The following is a 16,735-nucleotide window of genomic DNA, read 5'->3' as shown; positions in this document are numbered from 1 at the left end:
CGTCCGTGTCAGCGCCGACCGCCGGAGGCCCCGATGAGTTCCACCGCAGCAGCCCCGAGCCAGCACCAGAGCGAGCTGAAGCGGGCCATCGGGCCCAGGCTCCTGCTCCTGTTCATCATCGGCGACATCCTCGGCACGGGGGTGTACGCGCTCACCGGCCAGGTCGCCGCCGAGGTGGGCGGGGCGGCGTGGCTGCCGTTCCTGCTGGCGTTCGCGGTGGCCACGGTGACCGCGTTCTCCTACCTGGAGCTCGTCACGAAGTACCCGCAGGCGGCCGGCGCGGCGCTGTACGTCCACAAGGCCTTCGGGATCCACTTCCTGTCGTTCCTGGTGTGCTTCGTGGTGATGTGCTCGGGCATCACGTCGGCCTCGGCCGCCTCCCGGGCGTTCGCGGCGAACTTCGTGAAGGGGTTCGGCCTGGAGTGGGGCAACGGCGGGATCGTGCTCACCGCGCTGGCGTTCATGCTGCTGGTGATGGCCGTGAACCTGCGCGGCGTCAGCGAGAGCGTGCGCCTCAACGTGGTGCTGACCCTCGTGGAGCTCTCCGGTCTGCTGCTCGTCATCATGATCAGCTTCTACGCGATCGCGGGCGGGAACGCCGACTTCTCGCGCGTCGTGCTGTTCGACGCCCCCGAGGACAAGGGGATCCTGCTCGGCGTGAGCACCGCGACGTCGCTGGCGTTCTTCGCGATGGTGGGCTTCGAGGACTCGGTGAACATGGCCGAGGAGACCCGCGAGCCGAGCCGCATCTTCCCGCGGGTGATGCTCACCGGCCTGGGGATCACGGCGGTCGTCTACGTCCTGGTCTCGATCTGCGCGGTGGCCGTCGTGCCGGTCGGGGAGCTCGCGGGCAACGAGACGCCCCTGGTGACGGTGGTGCAGACCGCGGCGCCGGACTTCCCGATCTCCGACCTGATCCCGTTCATCTCGATGTTCGCCGTCGCGAACAGCGCCCTCATCAACATGATGATGGCCAGCCGGCTGCTGTACGGCATGAGCCGCCAGCACGTCCTGCCCCGGCCGCTGTCGGCGGTGCACCCGACGCGCCGCACGCCGTGGGTGGCGATCCTGTTCACCACCGCGCTGTCGCTGGGCCTCATCACCTACGTGTCGCTGACGCCGGACACCTCCGTCGTGTCGGTCCTGGGCGGCACGACGTCGCTGCTGCTGCTGGCGGTGTTCACGATCGTCAACGTGACGGTGCTGGTGCTGCGCCGCGACCCGGTGGAGCACGGACACTTCTCGGCCGGGCGGGCGCTGCCGGTGGTGGGGGCGCTGGCGTGCGCGTACCTGGTGCTGCCGTGGTCCTCGGGGCGCGCCGCGGAGCAGTACCAGATCGCCGGCGGGCTCCTCGCGCTGGGCGTCGTGCTGTGGGCGCTGACGCGCCTCGTCGGCCGCTCGGCGGGCGCGGGCGCTCCTGGCGGGAACCGGTAGGGGCGCAGCGGTCCTCAGCCCCGGTCCGCACCGTCCCCGCGCCGGGCGCCGAGGCCGACCAGGCGCTCCACCTCCGCCGCCTGCCCGGCCTCGCCACCGGTGCGCAGGTCCAGGTGCGTGCGGTCGTCGGTGTCCAGGGTGAGGACCGGGCCCTCCCCGTGCCGGGGCACCAGCACCGGCACGCCTCACCTTCCCCAGGGCATGCCGGGCGCCGGTGACATAACGTCGAGGTAACTCGACGGGGAGGCGCCGTGGCCGTGCTGACGTTGCCCGTGGAGCGCGCGCCGGGCGTGGTCGCCGCAGCCCTCAGCCTCACCGGTGCGGCGCTCCTGGCGGTGCGCGCCCTGGGGCTCTGGGAGTCCGGGCCGGTGACGTCGGCCGCGGCCGTCCCCCTGGCGGCGGCCGCCGCGCTGCTGGCGGTGGCGGCGGCGGCGAGCGCCCTGCGGGGCCGCCGCGCCGCGACCGTCCTGGCGGGCCTGGCGGTCGCCTGCGCGCTGGCCGTCGACACGGTGCCCGCCGCGCCGCCGCGCCTGCTGCCGCTGCTGCCGCTGGCCGTCGCCACGGCGCTGCTCGCCGCCGCGCCCCGGGCGACGTCCACGGCGCGCTCACCGTGGGCGCTGGCCCTGGGGTGGATGGCGATCGCGGCGCACACCGCGGTGGGTTTCGGCTACCTCCTGCTCGGGCTCGTCGTGCCCTGGTACGGGCTGGCGGTGCTGTGGGCGGTGTGGGCCGGTCTGCTCGTGCTGGCGGTCCGGCTGCTGCGGGAGCGCCCCGCCTGGGCGCTCGCGGTCCCGCCGGTGGCGGTGGTGACGGCGGTCGGCGTGGTGCTCGTGGGCGAGCACCTGCTCGGCTGGATGCCCTGACTCCCGGTCGTCCGACAGGAAGCCGGGCTGCCCGCGGGGTGGCGTCGCACCCGCCGCCCACGGTGGCCGGTGCACGGATCGGACCGGGAGGGCAGCGGCACGCAGGACCCCCGCCAGGAGATCACCCGCATCCTCGACGAGGTCGTGCGCAGGAACCCCGGTGAGGCGGAGTTCCACCAGGCGGCCCGCGAGGTCCTCTCCAGCCTCGCCCCGGTGCTGGCCGAGCACCCCGAGCACCTGGAGATGCGCACGGTGGAGCGCCTCTGCGAGCCGGAGCGGCAGATCATCTTCCGGGTGCCCTGGCAGGACGACGCGGGGAGGGTCCACATCAACCGCGGCTTCCGGGTGGAGTTCAACTCGGCCCCGGGCCCCTACAAGGGCGGGCTGCGGTTCCACCCGTCGGTCAACCTCGGCATCGTGAAGTTCCTGGGCTTCGAGCAGATCTTCAAGAACGCCCTCACGGGGATGCCGATCGGTGGCGGCAAGGGCGGGTCCGACTTCGACCCGAAGGGCCGTTCCGACACGGAGGTCATGCGGTTCTGCCAGTCCTTCACGACGGAGCTCCACCGGCACCTGGGCGAGCACACCGACGTGCCGGCGGGGGACATCGGCGTGGGGCGCCGGGAGCTCGGTTTCGTGTTCGGCCAGTACGAGCGGATCACCAACCGCTACGAGTCGGGGGTGCTGACCGGCAAGGGGCTGTCGTGGGGCGGGGCCCGGGTCCGGACGGAGGCGACCGGTCACGGCCTCGTGTACTTCGCGCAGGAGGTCCTCGCCGCCCGGGGCACGTCCCTGGAGGGGCGTACCGCGGTGGTGTCGGGATCGGGGAACGTGGCGATCCACGCGGCGGAGAAGGCCCAGCAGTTCGGGGCCCGCGTCGTGGCGTGCTCGGACTCCGACGGCTACGTCGTGGACGAGCAGGGCCTCGACGTGGCGCTGCTGCGCGAGGTCAAGGAGGAGCGGCGCGAGCGCCTGACCGCCTACGCCGCACGGCGGCCCGGCGCCCGCCACGTCGTGGCCGGCTCGGTGTGGGACGTGCCGTGCGAGGTGGCCCTGCCCTGCGCGACGCAGAACGAGCTGGACCGGGACGCGGCGGGCTCGCTGGTGCGCAACGGCTGCACCCTGGTGGCCGAGGGCGCGAACACGCCCACCACCGCGGAGGCGGCGGAGGAGTACGGCACGCCGGGCGACCACGTCCTCGGCGCCAACTGCGCGGGCTTCGTGCACGTCGCCGACGCCATGCACGACCTGGGCCTGATCTGAGGGGTCGACCCGGCGGGCCGCACGTCGCCTCCGCCCCGGACGACGACGGGCCGCACACGCGCCTGGAGCCGTGACCCCCTCCCCCGGTGCTGCACCCGGGCCACTTGCCTAAAGGTATTAGGAAGCTGCATAGTTTCCTTAGGCAGGACGGAGGGGGCGGACGTGGCACGTGCGGGGCTGACCGCGGAACGCCTCACCCTGGCCGGGGCGGAACTGGCCGACGAGGCAGGGTTCGACCAGGTGACCGTCTCCGCGCTCGCCAGGCGGTTCGACGTGAAGGCCGCGAGCCTCTACTCGCACCTGAGCGGCTCGGAGGACCTGCGGACCAGGATCACCCTGTTCGCGCTGGAGGAGGTCGCCGACCGCCTCGCCCCCGCCCTGGCCGGCCGCTCCGGCAGGGACGCCCTGGTGGCCTTCGCCGACGTCTACCGCGACTACGCCCGCGAGCACCCCGGCCGCTGGGCCGCCGCGCGGGCGAGGCTGGACCCGCAGGCGGCGGCCGGCAGCGCGGGCGCACGGCACGCGGAGATGTCGCGGGCGATCCTGCGCGGCTACGACCTGACGGGGGCGGACCAGACGCACGCGGTGCGCCTGCTGGGCAGCGTCGTCCACGGCTTCGTCGACCTGGAGGCCGGTGGCGCGTTCGACCACAGCGCCCCCGGCCCGCAGGAGAGCTGGCCGCGGGTCCTCGACGCCCTCGACGCCCTGCTGCGGAACTGGCCCGCGCCCTGACGCCCCGCCCACCCGCACGCCACCCGAGAACCCCGACCCGAGCGACAGGCCACCCCGATGCACCCCGAGCACCCCTGGACCACCACGCCGATCACCGCCGACCTGCTGCGCGGCGCCCTGGAGCTGGAGCACACCGGCCGCGGCGTGCTGCCGCACCGGCTGCCGGCCCGTGCCCGCGCGCAGTGCGCCGACGGCCAGCTCGCCGCGGCCGAGGCCGAGCCGTCCGGCGTGCGGCTGGTCTTCCGCACGCGCGCCACCGCGGTGGAGCTGGACACGCTGCCCACCCGGCGCGTCCACGCGGGCTTGCCGCCCCGCCCGGCCGGGGTCTACGACCTCCTCGTCGACGGGCGCCCGGCCGGCCGGGCCAGCGCGAGCGGCGGGAACACCCTCACCGTCGACCCCGCCACCGGAACCACCGGCACCCGGCCCGGGCCCGCCGGGACCCTCCGCTTCACCGGCCTGCCCGCCCGCGAGAAGGACGTCGAGATCTGGTTGCCCCACAACGAGGTCACCGAGCTCCTCGCGCTGCGCACCGACGCCCCCGTCACCCCCGCCCCGGACCGGGGCCGCGCGGTGTGGCTGCACCACGGCAGCTCCATCAGCCACGGTTCCGGAGCCGCGAGCCCCACCACCACCTGGCCCGCGCTCGCCGCCGCAGCGGCCGGGGTGGAGCTCGTCAACCTCGGTCTCGGCGGCAGCGCGCTGCTCGACCCGTTCACCGCGCGCACCCTGCGCGACACCCCTGCCGACCTGATCAGCGTCAAGATCGGCATCAACCTCGTCAACACCGACGTGATGCGCCTGCGCGCCTTCACCCCGGCCGTGCACGGTTTCCTGGACACCGTCCGCGAGGGCCACCCCACCACGCCGCTGCTGGTGGTCTCCCCGATCTGGTGCCCGATCCACGAGGACACCCCCGGCCCCAGCGCCCTGGACCCCGACGCGCTGCGCGCCGGGACGATGCGGTTCGTGGCCACCGGCGATCCCGCGGAACGCGCGAGCGGGAAGCTCACCCTCGGGGTGGTCCGCGAAGAACTGGCCCGGATCGTGCGGCAGCGGGCGGACGGGGACCCGCACCTGCACCACCTCGACGGCCGGGAGCTCTACGGGCCGGAGGACTCCGCCGACCTGCCCCTGCCGGACCGGCTGCACCCCGACGCCGCCACCCACCACCGCATCGGCGAGCGTTTCGCCCGGCTCGTCCTCGCCGCGGGGCCCTTCGCGCACGTCGTCGCCCCGGCCCGGCCCGGCACGCCGTAGCAGCTCGCGGGCGCGCACCCTGGACAACGGGTGCGCCCGCCCGCGAGGGTTGCGCCATGGGAACCTCCACCGGCTCGCCGCGGCGCCTGGAGCTCGAACGCTCCCTCCCCGTCCCCACCGGTGAGCTGTGGCGGCACCTGACCTCACCGGAACTCCTCCCGGCGTGGATCGGCAGGCTGAGCGGGGAACCCGCCGCGGGCACGCTCGTGCACCTGGCCATGTCGCAGGAGGAGGGCGCACCGGAGTCGGCGGTGCTGGTGCGCGTCTGCGAGCGGCCCACGCACCTCGCGGTCAGCATGGACGACTGGGAGCTGGAGGTGCACCTGTCCGCGGACGGGGAGGGCCGCACCCTCCTGCGGTTCGCGCACCTGCTCGCCGCGGGACTGGAACCCGCCGACGTCGAGGCCGGCTGGCGGTTCTACCTGGACCGGCTCGCCTGGGCGGTGGAGGGCCGGGCGGGCGCGGAACCCCGCTGGGCGGACTACGAGACGACCGGGACCCGGTAGCGCCGGTCCCCGCCGGAGGCGGGGGCCGGCGGCGCGTCGACGGGCGGCGGGCGCGTCAGGTGGTGAGGAACGGGGCGTAGAACGTGCGCGGGTCCTCGGCGAGGGAGGCCTTGACCATCGCGCTCCAGTCGTCGACGACGACCTCGAGGTCACCGGCCTCCACGGCGTCCAGCGTCCTGCGGGCCACGACGGCCGGGTCGGTCTTCGGACCGTCGACGGCCCTGGCCATGTCCGTGTCCGCCAGGCCGAGGTGGACGGAGGTCACCTGCGTGCCCTGCCCGGCCAGCTCCAGGCGCAGGGCGTTGCTCATGTTCCAGTTCGCCGCCTTGGAGACCGCGTACGCGCCGGCGCCGGGGTAGGCGAACCAGGACAGCGCGGAGGCGACGTTGACGATCCTCCCGCCCCCGTTGGCCGCGAGCACGGGGGCGAAGGCGCGGACCATCGACAGGGTGCCCCAGAAGTTGACGTCCAGCTCGGTGCGCACGCCCTCCAGGTCGCCGAGCAGCTGAGCGCCGGTCGAGATGCCGGCGTTGTTGACGAGCAGGTCGACGTCGCCGGCCAGAGCGGCGGCCGCGGCGACGGCGGCGGGGTCGGTGATGTCGAGGGCGATGGGACGGGCGCCGGGCAGATCGATGCTCGCGGGCTCGCGGGCGGCGGCGTAGACCGTCGCCCCCCGTGTGAGCAGTTCTGCGGCGAAGGAGCGGCCGAGGCCGCGGTTGGCCCCGGTGACGAGTGCGGTGGTCATGTCCGGCACGCTAGGACCTCACGTCGGCGTGAGGTGCAAGTCGGGGTCGAGGGCGGGGGGACGGGTGCGCATCGGGGAGGTCGCCGCACTGGCGGGCGTCAGCGTGCGGGCGCTGCGCTACTACGAGGAGCAGGGCCTGCTGGTCCCCGGGCGCAGCGCCGGCGGGCAGCGCCACTACCCGCCCGGGGCGGTCGAGCGGGTCAGGTTCATCCAGAACCTCTACGCCGCCGGGCTCGGCAGCAAGGCCGTCCTGCGGATCCTGCCGTGCATGGAGCACGGCGTGCTCACCGACGAGATGCACGAGCGGCTGCTCGCCGAGCGCGCGCGCGTGCAGGCCCAGCTGGACGAGCTGACCGCGACGCGCGACAAGCTCGACGACGTCATCCGGGCGGGGCAGGCGCACCGCACGGCCCGGGGGCGGTGGGCGGGTGCGGGACGCCGCGCGGACGGACGCGGCTGCACGACGACCCCGGGATGACGGCGCCGGCGCCGCGAGCCCGGCCGCCGCGCGCGCGGTTCAGGGCGCCCGCGGTTCCCGGGCCGCGACCCAGGCCGGCCAGCCCGACTCGAGCAGGTCGACGACCACCGCGACGGCCCGGCGGGGCGCGGCGGTGGACAGCGCGAGGTCGGGGACCTCCAGCAGCCACCGCGCCGTGACCGCCGCCGCGGGGTCGTCGGCGGGCAGGCCCGCGTCCTCGGCCAGCACGGCCGCCAGGGCGGGCCGGCTGCGCAGCCAGGTGCCGCGGGCGTGCTCGCGCAGCTCCGCCGTGGCCAGGACGAGGTCGAGGGCGCGCCGCATCCGCGGCCCGGGGTCGAGGGCCAGCGGGCCGCGCTGCAGCAGCAGCTCCTGCACCGCCCGCAGCGGCGGGCTCCCCCCGGGGCGCCCGCGCACCGCCGCGGCCAGCGCCGCTCCCCGGTCGGCGGCGTCCTCGTCGAAGACCAGGCTCGCCTTCCCCTCGGGGAAGTGGGCGAAGACCGTCGAGACGGACACGTCGGCCGCCTCGGCGACCTGCCGGATGCCGGTCCGCTGGTAGCCGTGCGCGAGGAAGAGCTCCACCGCGGCGTCCGTGATGGCACGGCGGGTCCGCTGCCTCCCCCGCTCGCGCAACCCCTGCGGCGCCGGTTCCGGCTGCGCCGCGGACTGCGGTGTCGGCGGGGCAGCCGGTGGGGCGGCCGGTGCCGGTCGTGCCGCACCGGGCCGTCGTGAGGCGCCCCGCCAGCCGTGCTCCAGCACCGCCCAGGCGGCGGCGGGCCCACCCGCGGCGCCCGGTCCGGCGGCGGCGCGGTCGAGGACGAAGCGCGCCAGGGCCGCGGCGCCCGTGGGCGCGTCGCCCCCCTCCGGCAGGCGCGCCGCGACCGCCGACGCGAGCGCGGTCTCCTGCTCCCGCCACACCTGCTCGGCGTGGGCGCGCAGGGCGGGCGTGCGCTCGACGAGGGCGAGGACCGCCGTGCGCTCCCCGCCGGTGGTCGCGGCGGGCGCCGTCACCGCCTCCCGCGCCGGCGGGGCGAGCAGGGCCGAGCGCAGCGCGTGCAGCAGCGGCGCCCCGGGGGGCGGGCCCTCCACGCAGGAGAGCAGCGCCCCCAGGGTTCCGCCCCCCCGGTCCAGCAGGAGGGACTCCTTGCAGGAGTAGTGCTTCCACACGCCGCTGACCGACACCCCGGCCGCCTCGGCGACCTCCCGCACGCTCACGGCGTCGTAGCCGCGCTCGAGGAACAGCCGCAGCGCGGCGTCCGCGATCGCCTGCCGGGTCCGCGCCTTCTTGCGGTCACGGCGTCCGGGCGCGTCCACCGGCTGGGTCATGCCGCCATCCTACGTTCGGGGGTAGTCGTGCCGATCGTGGACTCGTTACGGTTTTCGGGACACGACGGCCGCACCCCTGGAGGACCGATGACCACGCACCACCCCCTCTGCATCGTCGGCGCCGGTCTCGGCGGCCTCACGCTCGCCCGCGTCCTGCACCTGCACGGCATCGGGGCGACCGTCCTCGACGCCGAGCCCTCGCCCGCGGCGCGCCCGCAGGGCGGCCTGCTCGACATCCACGACGACACCGGCCAGCCCGCCCTGCGCGCGGCCGGGCTCCACGAGGAGTTCCTCGCGCTCGTGCACCGGGGCGGCGAGGCGATGCGCATCGCCGACGAGCACGGCGTCGTGCGGTGGGACGAAGCCGACCACGGCGCCCTGGAGCGCCCCGAGGTCGACCGCGGCCGGCTGCGCGACCTGCTGCTGGGGTCGCTGCCGGCCGGAACCGTCAGGTGGGGCGCGAAGGTCGTCGCGGCACACCCGCTCGGCGACGGCCGGCACGAGTTCACCCTGGCGGACGGCAGCGCCCTGACCGCGGACCTGCTCGTCGGTGCCGACGGCGCCTGGTCCCGCGTCCGCCCGCTCGTCTCCCCCGCGGTGCCCGCCTACACCGGCATCTCCTTCGTGGAGGGCAACCTCCACGACGCCGCGCGGCGCCACCCGGCGGGCGCCGCCCTCGTCGGCGGCGGTTTCTTCCTCGCCCTCGCCGGCGGCCAGGGGTTCATCGCCCACCGCGAGGGAAACGGCGACCTGCACGTCTACACCGCGCTCGCCGTCGGGGAGGACTGGATCGACACGCTCGACCCCGCCGACACCGGGGCCACCAAGGCCGCCGTCCTCGCGCGCTTCACCGGCTGGGCCCCCGCCCTGCGCGCCCTCGTGGCCGACGCCGACGGCCCGCTGGTGCTGCGGCGCGTCCACGCCCTGCCCGTCGGGCACCGCTGGGACCGCACCCCCGGGGTCACGCTCCTCGGGGACGCCGCCCACCTGATGTCGCCCTTCGCCGGCGAGGGGGCCAACCTCGCGATGCTCGACGGCGCCGAGCTCGGCCGTTCCCTCGCGGACCACCCCGGCGACGTCGAGGGAGCGCTCGCGGCGTACGAGGCGGCGCTGTTCGCGCGCAGCGCGCGGTCCGCGGAACGCTCCGCGCAGAACCTGGAGGTGATGTTCGGCCCGGACGCCACCGAACGGCTCCTGGAGATGTTCGCCTCCCCCGTTCCCGCCGGCTGACCCCGTGGGGTGGACCGGCCGGGCCCGTTCAGCCCGGCCGCGGGGCCGTCCAGCCCGCGAGGGCGAGGACGTCGCCGGCCACCTCCGCGACGGTGCGCCGGTCGGTACCGACCCGGTGGGTCCCGGCCGGCGCCCGCTCCTCCAGCACGGCGGCCATGACGCGGCTGCGCTCGACGTGGGCCGCGAGCTCCGACCCGGTCTCCCGGCCGCCCAGGCGGGCGCGGACCGTCTCGTCGGAGGCCGTCAGGAGGACGCCGGTGACCGTCGCCCTGCCGCCGACCGCCCGCACGACGAGGTCGGGTTCCAGGACGCTGACGGTGTTGACGTAGACGAGGCGGTGGTGGCCGATCGCGGCGTAGTTCGACCACAGGGCCGCGAGGTTGGCCTCGGTGAGCCGCGTGCCCTGCGGGTCGTCCGGCGCCCTGGGGTGGGCGGCGTCGAGGTTGTCGCCCTCGACGTGGCAGTGCGCGACCCCCAGGGCCCGCAGCCGGGCCGAGACCTCGTAGGCGGTGCTGGTCTTGCCCACACCGGCACGGCCCCCGACGAGCAGCACCTGCACGACACCACCGACAGCTCCCGTCACGGCGCACAGTCACCCACGCACCGCCGCCGCCGTCCAGCGGCGTGCGCCCCGGGGTCCCACCGGATCCGCGCGCACCCGCGGGCGATGAGTTCCCCCCGTGACAGGCGTCTGAGAACCCATGGCGACCTTCGCGTTGATCCACGGTGCGGGCGACGGCGGCTGGGCGTGGCACCTGGTGCAGCGCGCGCTCCGGGAACGGGGGCACGAGGCCGTCGCGCCGGACCTGCCCGACGACCGCGACGACGCGACGTGGGACGACTGCGTCGACGTGGTCGCCGAGGCCGCCGAGGCCGTCGGGGCCGTCCGGGGCGCCGGTGACGTGGTGGTGGTCGGGCACTCCGCCGGGGGTCTCGTCGTACCGCTCGTGGCGCAGCGGCTGGGCGCGGCGCTGCAGGTGTTCCTGGCGGGGATGGTGCCGCGGCCGGGGGAGAGCGCGGGCGGGTGGTTCGCGAACGTCGGCTGGTACGAGGCGGTGGCCGGGCTGGCGCGGGAGGACGGCGGCCTCACGGGCAACGCGGACCCCCTGGTCGCCTTCTACCACGACGTCCCGGCGCCGCTGGCCCGCGAGGCACTGGCGAGGGAACGGCCGACCGACGGGCGGCTCGGCGAGGTGCCGTGGCCCCTGCCCGCGCTGCCGGACGTCCCGGCGAGGTACGTCGTCACGACCCGCGACCGCTTCATCCCGCCCCCCGTGCAGCGCCGCGTCGCGGCCGAACGCCTCGGCATCACCGCACCGGACGGGATCGAGGCGGGACACTGCGCCAACCTCAGCCGCCCCGGGGAGCTGGCCGCCCTGCTGGCCGGCTGCGTCGACCGGCGGGTTCCGCGGTGACCGGGTTCCGCGGTGACCGGGTTCCGCGGGCGGGTGGGTACGGCGATCCGCCGCCGGTGCCCCGCGTGCCCGTTCAGCCCAGCGCCAGCTCCCCCGCGGGGACCGGCCGTCCCAGCAGGAAACCCTGCCCCAGGTCGCACCCGAGGTCCCGCAGGAACCGCAGCGCACCCGGCGTCTCCACGCCCTCGGCGACCACGTGCATGCCGAGGTTGTGCCCCAGGTCGATGACCGAGCGCACGATCGAGGCGTTGCGGTGGTCCGTCTCCACCTCGCGCAGGAAGGAACGGTCGATCTTCAGCACGTCGACGGGCAGGTCCCGCAGGTAGGCCAGGGAGGAGTACCCCGTCCCGAAGTCGTCCAGCGCCAGGCGGACGCCGAGGTCGCGCAGGCGGGCGGTGACCGTCATCGCCACGTCCGGGTTCGCCATGACGGCGCTCTCCGTGAGCTCCAGCTCCAGCGCGCCGGCCGCCGCACCGGTCTGCTCCAGGATCCGCACGACGGTGTCCACGAGCGAGCCGTCGTGCAGGCTGCGGGCGGAGACGTTCACGGCGACCGACACCTGCGCGCCGGCCGCCGCCCACCGCGCGGCCTGCCGCAGCGCGGAGTCCAGGACGTGCTCGGTCAGCGGGCCGATGAGGCCGGTCTGCTCGGCCACGGGGATGAAGCTCCCGGGCGGGACGAGGCCGTGCTCGGGGTGCTGCCAGCGCACCAGGGCCTCGGTCCCGGTGACCTCGCCGGTGACCAGGTCCCGCTTCGGCTGGTAGTGCAGGAGGAACTGCCCGCGGTCCAGCGCCTCCCGCAGCGCCCCGCGGTACCCCAGGCGTGCGGGGTGGTTCAGGTCGGCGTCGGCGGCGTACGTCTCCACGCCCGAGCCGTTCTGCTTGGCGCGGTACATGGCGACGTCGGCGCGCTTCAGCAGCCCCACCGCGTCCTGCCCGTGGTCGGGTGCCAGCGCGATGCCGACGCTGCCCTCCAGGTGCAGGGTGAGCCCCTCCACGGGCACGGGCCGGCGGATCTGCCGGCGCAGCTCGGCGGCCAGCCGCTGGGCGTAGGACCCGCCGGGCACGGGTTCCAGCAGCACCGCGAACTCGTCGCCGCCGAGGCGGGCCACGGTGTCGGACTCGCGGAACTGCTGGCGCAGGCGGTCCGCGACGACCTCGAGCACCCGGTCGCCCACGTCGTGCCCGAGGGTGTCGTTGACCTCCTTGAAGCGGTCGAGGTCGATGAGCAGCAGCGCCAGCCGGTTCCCGCTGCGCTGCTGCGCGGCGAGGGCGTGGTTCAGCCGGTCGTGCAGCAGCACCCGGTTGGCGAGGCCGGTGAGCGGGTCGTGCAGGGCGCGGTGGCGGATCCACTCCTCGGTGCGGCGCCGCTCGACGGCGGCGGCCACGACGTGCGCGACGGCGGTGAGGAACGCCATCTCGTCGGAGGTGAACGAGCGGGGCGCCCCGGCCTGCACGCACAGGTACCCGAAGCAGTCCCCGCTCCCGCCGACGGTGACGGCGGCCGCGGCGGCGACGCCCTGCTCCCGCCACGCGGCCGCACGCCCGCCGGGCGGCAGGGCCTCCCGCAGGACGGCGTCCTCCCCCGGCGCGGGCACCAGCAGGCCCTCCAGGTCGGAGTGCTCCAGGACGTGGGGGAAGCTCCCCGCAGGCCAGCCGCTGGTGGCGCGGGTCAGCAGGGCGCCGTCGGTGTCCGGGCGCTCCAGCACCTCGCAGTACGCCACCCCGAGGACGCCCCGCACCGCGGAAGCCGTGCGGGAGAACAGGTCCGGGAGGTCGGCCCCGGCGAGGGCGTACCCGCCGAGGTCGGAGACGACGCGCTGCTGCCGTTCGGCGCGCCAGCGCTCGCTCACGTCCTGCAGCACGAGCGTCAGCCGGCCCGCACCGCCCTCCCCCACGGGCAGGACGGTGGTGCGGAACACCCGCTGCGCCCCGTCGGCCCCGCGCAGGGACAGGTCGGCGTGCTGGGCGCGCCCGGTGGCGGTGGCGGTCGCCGCCATGCCGTGGGGGCCGAGGAGGTCCGGGCCGGAGCCCGCGGGGCACAACAGCCCGCGCAGCCGCTGCAGCTGCGCGGAGACCTCCACCGCGTCGCCGAGGAGCGCGCGCAGTGCGGGGGTGCCCCGGAGCAGGCGCCCGTCGGGCCCGTAGTCGAGGACGCCGATGGGCAGCTCGTCGAACGGTGCGCCGCCCGCGACGAGCTCCAGCAGGTGGGCGTGCTCCCCGGCGGCCTCACCGCCGAGGCGCTCGGCGGTGATGTCCACGAGGGTCCCGACGTTGCCGACGACCTCGCCGTGGGCGTCGCGCAGCACCTTCGCGCGCAGCCGGACGTGCCGGTAGCCGCCGGAGGCGGTCCGGTAGCGGCCCTCGTGGTGGCAGTGGTCGGACCCGCCGCCGACGACCGCGGCGAACAGCGCGAGGGTGCGCTCCCGCTCGTCGGGGTGGACGTACTCCAGGAAACCCGTGCCCAGGGTGCTCCCGACGTCGAACCCGGTGAGGCGGGTCCAGGCGGGGCTCAGGGCGGTCCAGTTCCCGGCGGCGTCGGTGCGGAACACCACCTCGTCCAGGTCGGCGAGGACCGTGGCGAGGAGCGGGTCCGCCCCGCCGGGCCCGGTGCTCACGGTTCGGCGCTCACCGGTCGTCGTGGTGCTCGGCGCACCACGCCTCGCGCCGCTCGAGGTCCCGCCGGGAGGTGTAGGTGGTGGCGGCCACGACGGCGCGGGCCTCCGCCTCGGCCTGCGCCTCGACGCTCGCCGCGGTCAGCGCGTACTGCAGGGGCCCGGCGCGGCGGGCTGCCACGAGGCGCTCGGCGTTGCGCCACGCGTTCTCCCGCCACGCCTGGATGGCCTGGAACACCGCGGTCCCGTCGAGGGTGGTCCCGGGCACGTCGCGGTCGTCCACGGTGGGGTCGTAGCGCCGGGCGATCTCGGCGACCTCCTCCTCGGCGACGGCGTTGAGCCACTCGTAGACCCGGTCGTGGTCGGGTTTGCGGCTGGTGCCGTCGGGGGCGACGAGGCCGATCTCGGCGAGGACGAACGGCAGGTCCCTGTTGATGTGGCCGTTCATGCCCAGCAGCATGTCACCGGTCCCGGTGACGCGGCGGGCCTCGGCGGCCTCGAAGGCCACCCGCCAGGCGGGGGCGACCTCGGCGGTGCGCCCGGCCCGCCACAGGTCCTCCTGCTCGAACCAGTACGCGGCGAACGTGGCGTCGTAGTGGTTGAGGAACGGGTGGTCCCGGTAGAAGCCGGGGACGACGGCCGAGCGGCGGTACGCCTCGGTGGTGCGCAGGTACAGCAGGCCGAACACGGCCCGGTGGTGGCAGGAGCGGTCGAAGGGGCGCAGCCGCTGCTCCATCACCCGGATCACGGTGTCGACGCAGGCGAGGCGACCGGCGCGGCAGTCGTCGGAGCTGCTGGGGTCGTAGCCCTGCATGAGGCCGGGCAGCAGCTCGTTCCACGGCAGGCGCTCGGGGTCCTCGGCGGCCGCCGGGGGTGCGAACGCGACGGGGACGGCGACGGCCAGCGCCGCGACCACCCGCTGGACGCGCCGGCGGGTCCCGGACCTCACGCTCTTCTCGCGCACGACGGCCTCCCAGCCAACTACGAGCAGAGCGTGATTGTGACTCAACACGGCGTAGCCACCAAGTCGATCTACCGGGCGCCACCCCGCGGCCCCTACCCTGCCGGGCGTGGACACCCCGCACCGCAACGTCGCCCTCGTCCGCGACGCCCTGGCCGCGCGCGGCTGCTCCGCCGAGGTGCGGGTGCTCGCCGACGCCGTCCGCACCGCGGCCGAGGCCGCGGCCGCCCTCGGCGTCCCGGCCGGCGCGATCGCCAACTCGCTGGTGTTCCTGCTCCGCACCGACGACGGGGAGGAGGCGCTGCTCGTCCTCACCAGCGGGGCCCACCGGGTCGACGTGCGGGCCCTGGGGGCGGCGCTGGGGGGCACGGTCTCCCGCGCCGACGCCACCCGGGTCCGCGAGGCGACCGGCCAGCCCATCGGGGGTGTCGCGCCCGTGGGGCACCCCACCGCCCTGCGCACCGTCGTCGACGAGCACCTGCGCTCCTACCCACGGGTGTGGGCCGCCGCCGGGCACCCCCACGCGGTGTTCCCCACCAGCCACGACGAGCTCCTCGCCCTGACCGGCGGGGTGTCCATGCGGGTCGCGGCGCCCGCAGAACCCACCGGGCCGGACGGTGCGGCCGGGCGGGGGCAGGGGGTGGGTCCAGCAGGGCCACCCTCACCGGGCCCCCGCGCCCCCGCCGCCGGATAGCGTCGACGGCGCCCAGCCCGCACCGGCGCCGCGCGAGCGGCCGCCGCCGCACGCCCGCCCAGGAGGACCTCCGTGCCCCACGTCGCCGCGGACACCCGCTACGACACCATGCCGTACCGCCGTCTCGGCCGCAGCGGCCTGAAGCTGCCCGCCGTCTCCCTCGGCCTGTGGCACAACTTCGGCGACGACAAGCCGCTGGAGACCCAGCGCGCCATCCTGCGCCGCGCGTTCGACCTGGGCGTGACCCACTTCGACCTGGCCAACAACTACGGCCCGCCCGCGGGGTCCGCGGAGGAGAACTTCGGCGCGCACCTGGCCCGGGACCTGCGCCCGTACCGCGACGAGATCGTCGTCTCCACCAAGTCCGGGTACCACATGTGGAACGGCCCGTACGGGGAGTGGGGCTCGCGCAAGCAGCTCGTCTCCAGCCTCGACCAGAGCCTGACCCGGATGGGCCTGGAGTACGTCGACGTCTTCTACCACCACCGGCCGGACCCGGAGACGCCGCTGGAGGAGACGATGGGGGCGCTGCACTCCGTCGTGCAGCAGGGCAAGGCGCTCTACGTCGGGATCTCCAACTACTCCGCCGAGCAGACCCGCGAGGCGGCGCGCATCCTGGCCGGCCTCGGCACCCCGCTGCTCATCCACCAGCCGCGCTACTCGATGCTCGACCGGTGGGTGGAGGACGGCCTGCTCGACGCCCTCGACGAGGTCGGCGCGGGCAGCATCGCCTTCTCCCCGCTGGCGCAGGGCCTCCTGACCAGCCGCTACCTCGACGGCGTCCCCGCCGACTCCCGCGCCGCGGGCGCCAGCCCCTTCCTGGGCACCGACCGCATCACCGACGAGCTGCTCACCCAGCTCCGCGCGCTGGACGACGTCGCCGCCGCGCGCGGGCAGACCCTCGCGCAGATGGCGATCGCCTGGATCCTGCGCGGCGGGCGCGTCACCTCCGCGCTCGTCGGCGCCAGCAGCGTGCGGCAGCTGGAGGACAGCGTCGGCGCGGTCGCGAACCTGGACTTCTCCGACGAGGAGCTGACCCGGATCGAGACCGTCCTGGCCGGCTGAGCCTCCCGGCCCGCCACGGCCCCGGCACCGGACCCGCGAGGTCCGGCGCCGGGGCCGTCGTGCGCCCGGGCCCGCGCGACCTCCCGGGCCGTGAGACCTGCCGGACCGCGGAACCTCCCGGCCCGTGCAACCTGCCGGGGCACGCGGCCCGT

17 protein-coding genes are annotated in these 16,735 nt (G+C 75.9%); 11 read left to right on the top strand and 6 right to left on the bottom strand.

Going from position 1 to position 16,735, the window contains the following annotated elements:
* Positions 1–33: 33 nt before the first annotated feature.
* A complete protein-coding gene (locus ACYQBY_RS07310; RefSeq protein WP_459643188.1) occupies positions 34–1,434 on the top strand; it encodes an APC family permease in 1,401 nt (466 codons plus the stop codon).
* 14 nt (positions 1,435–1,448) lie between these two features.
* Here ACYQBY_RS07310 and ACYQBY_RS07305 read toward each other — a convergent pair whose 3' ends face one another.
* Positions 1,449–1,616, bottom strand: coding sequence for a hypothetical protein (locus ACYQBY_RS07305; RefSeq protein WP_459643187.1), 168 nt, complete (start codon positions 1,614–1,616; stop codon positions 1,449–1,451).
* A gap of 69 nt (positions 1,617–1,685) precedes the next feature.
* On the opposite strand from ACYQBY_RS07305, the gene ACYQBY_RS07300 reads away from it, so the two are divergent.
* The 5 genes from ACYQBY_RS07300 (at position 1,686) to ACYQBY_RS07280 (ending at position 6,058) form a co-directional block, all read left to right on the top strand.
* On the top strand, positions 1,686–2,297 hold the full coding sequence (locus tag ACYQBY_RS07300; RefSeq protein WP_459643186.1) for a hypothetical protein: 612 nt from the start codon (positions 1,686–1,688) through the stop codon (positions 2,295–2,297).
* Between the two features lie 69 nt (positions 2,298–2,366).
* Positions 2,367–3,560 (top strand): NADP-specific glutamate dehydrogenase, encoded by a 1,194-nt coding sequence (gene gdhA / locus ACYQBY_RS07295; protein WP_459643185.1) that lies wholly within the window; start codon positions 2,367–2,369, stop codon positions 3,558–3,560.
* Between the two features lie 162 nt (positions 3,561–3,722).
* The gene (locus tag ACYQBY_RS07290; RefSeq protein WP_459643184.1) at positions 3,723–4,292 is read left to right on the top strand and encodes a TetR/AcrR family transcriptional regulator; all 570 of its coding nucleotides are present in this window, start codon (positions 3,723–3,725) and stop codon (positions 4,290–4,292) included.
* Positions 4,293–4,349: 57 nt separating this feature from the next.
* Positions 4,350–5,552, top strand: a complete 1,203-nt coding sequence (locus ACYQBY_RS07285; protein ID WP_459643183.1) for a GDSL-type esterase/lipase family protein — start codon at positions 4,350–4,352, stop codon at positions 5,550–5,552.
* A gap of 56 nt (positions 5,553–5,608) precedes the next feature.
* Positions 5,609–6,058 carry an SRPBCC domain-containing protein gene (locus tag ACYQBY_RS07280; RefSeq protein ID WP_459643182.1) on the top strand — a complete coding sequence of 150 codons (450 nt, stop codon included), beginning with the start codon at positions 5,609–5,611 and terminating at the stop codon, positions 6,056–6,058.
* 55 nt (positions 6,059–6,113) lie between these two features.
* On the opposite strand, the gene ACYQBY_RS07275 is transcribed toward ACYQBY_RS07280, so the two are convergent.
* Positions 6,114–6,803 carry an SDR family oxidoreductase gene (locus ACYQBY_RS07275; RefSeq protein ID WP_459643181.1) on the bottom strand — a complete coding sequence of 230 codons (690 nt, stop codon included), beginning with the start codon at positions 6,801–6,803 and terminating at the stop codon, positions 6,114–6,116.
* 64 nt (positions 6,804–6,867) lie between these two features.
* Here ACYQBY_RS07275 and ACYQBY_RS07270 point away from each other — a divergent pair, with 64 nt between their 5' ends.
* A complete protein-coding gene (locus ACYQBY_RS07270) occupies positions 6,868–7,281 on the top strand; it encodes a MerR family transcriptional regulator (RefSeq protein ID WP_459643180.1) in 414 nt (137 codons plus the stop codon).
* Positions 7,282–7,320: 39 nt separating this feature from the next.
* Here ACYQBY_RS07270 and ACYQBY_RS07265 read toward each other — a convergent pair whose 3' ends face one another.
* Positions 7,321–8,604: a TetR/AcrR family transcriptional regulator gene (locus ACYQBY_RS07265; RefSeq protein ID WP_459643179.1), complete on the bottom strand. Its 1,284-nt coding sequence runs from the start codon at positions 8,602–8,604 to the stop codon at positions 7,321–7,323.
* A gap of 87 nt (positions 8,605–8,691) precedes the next feature.
* Between ACYQBY_RS07265 and ACYQBY_RS07260 the strand changes: the two genes are divergently transcribed.
* On the top strand, positions 8,692–9,834 hold the full coding sequence (locus tag ACYQBY_RS07260; RefSeq protein ID WP_459643178.1) for an FAD-dependent oxidoreductase: 1,143 nt from the start codon (positions 8,692–8,694) through the stop codon (positions 9,832–9,834).
* 28 nt (positions 9,835–9,862) lie between these two features.
* Here the strand turns inward: ACYQBY_RS07260 and ACYQBY_RS07255 are convergent, their stop codons facing one another.
* A complete protein-coding gene (locus tag ACYQBY_RS07255; protein WP_459643177.1) occupies positions 9,863–10,417 on the bottom strand; it encodes a hypothetical protein in 555 nt (184 codons plus the stop codon).
* A 118-nt stretch (positions 10,418–10,535) separates the two neighbouring features.
* On the opposite strand from ACYQBY_RS07255, the gene ACYQBY_RS07250 reads away from it, so the two are divergent.
* Positions 10,536–11,249 carry an alpha/beta fold hydrolase gene (locus ACYQBY_RS07250; protein ID WP_459643176.1) on the top strand — a complete coding sequence of 238 codons (714 nt, stop codon included), beginning with the start codon at positions 10,536–10,538 and terminating at the stop codon, positions 11,247–11,249.
* A gap of 73 nt (positions 11,250–11,322) precedes the next feature.
* Here ACYQBY_RS07250 and ACYQBY_RS07245 read toward each other — a convergent pair whose 3' ends face one another.
* Together ACYQBY_RS07245 and ACYQBY_RS07240 are read right to left on the bottom strand one after the other, a co-directional pair.
* Positions 11,323–13,866 carry a sensor domain-containing protein gene (locus ACYQBY_RS07245; protein WP_459643175.1) on the bottom strand — a complete coding sequence of 848 codons (2,544 nt, stop codon included), beginning with the start codon at positions 13,864–13,866 and terminating at the stop codon, positions 11,323–11,325.
* 10 nt (positions 13,867–13,876) lie between these two features.
* Positions 13,877–14,827, bottom strand: coding sequence for a DUF5995 family protein (locus ACYQBY_RS07240; protein ID WP_459643174.1), 951 nt, complete (start codon positions 14,825–14,827; stop codon positions 13,877–13,879).
* A gap of 97 nt (positions 14,828–14,924) precedes the next feature.
* On the opposite strand from ACYQBY_RS07240, the gene ACYQBY_RS07235 reads away from it, so the two are divergent.
* Both ACYQBY_RS07235 and ACYQBY_RS07230 read left to right on the top strand, forming a co-directional pair.
* Complete coding sequence (locus ACYQBY_RS07235) at positions 14,925–15,518, top strand: YbaK/EbsC family protein (RefSeq protein WP_459643252.1); 594 nt, start codon at positions 14,925–14,927, stop codon at positions 15,516–15,518.
* A 108-nt stretch (positions 15,519–15,626) separates the two neighbouring features.
* Positions 15,627–16,583 carry an aldo/keto reductase gene (locus tag ACYQBY_RS07230; protein WP_459643251.1) on the top strand — a complete coding sequence of 319 codons (957 nt, stop codon included), beginning with the start codon at positions 15,627–15,629 and terminating at the stop codon, positions 16,581–16,583.
* Positions 16,584–16,735 lie beyond the last annotated feature (152 nt).

The sequence above is a fragment of the Kineococcus anabasis genome (genome assembly GCF_054590795.1).
This window is presented reverse-complemented; position numbering and strand designations above follow the sequence as displayed.

What these genes read in the sequence shown, in the direction of transcription:
- ACYQBY_RS07310 (WP_459643188.1), top strand. Translation starts at nt 34, where the DNA reads ATGAGTTCCACCGCAGCAGCCCCGAGCCAGCACCAGAGCGAGCTGAAG.
- ACYQBY_RS07260 (WP_459643178.1), top strand. Translation starts at nt 8,692, where the DNA reads ATGACCACGCACCACCCCCTCTGCATCGTCGGCGCCGGTCTCGGCGGC.
- ACYQBY_RS07285 (WP_459643183.1), top strand. Translation starts at nt 4,350, where the DNA reads ATGCACCCCGAGCACCCCTGGACCACCACGCCGATCACCGCCGACCTG.
- ACYQBY_RS07230 (WP_459643251.1), top strand. Translation starts at nt 15,627, where the DNA reads ATGCCGTACCGCCGTCTCGGCCGCAGCGGCCTGAAGCTGCCCGCCGTC.
- ACYQBY_RS07250 (WP_459643176.1), top strand. Translation starts at nt 10,536, where the DNA reads ATGGCGACCTTCGCGTTGATCCACGGTGCGGGCGACGGCGGCTGGGCG.
- ACYQBY_RS07275 (WP_459643181.1), bottom strand. Translation starts at nt 6,803, where the DNA reads ATGACCACCGCACTCGTCACCGGGGCCAACCGCGGCCTCGGCCGCTCC.
- ACYQBY_RS07280 (WP_459643182.1), top strand. Translation starts at nt 5,609, where the DNA reads ATGGGAACCTCCACCGGCTCGCCGCGGCGCCTGGAGCTCGAACGCTCC.
- ACYQBY_RS07265 (WP_459643179.1), bottom strand. Translation starts at nt 8,604, where the DNA reads ATGACCCAGCCGGTGGACGCGCCCGGACGCCGTGACCGCAAGAAGGCG.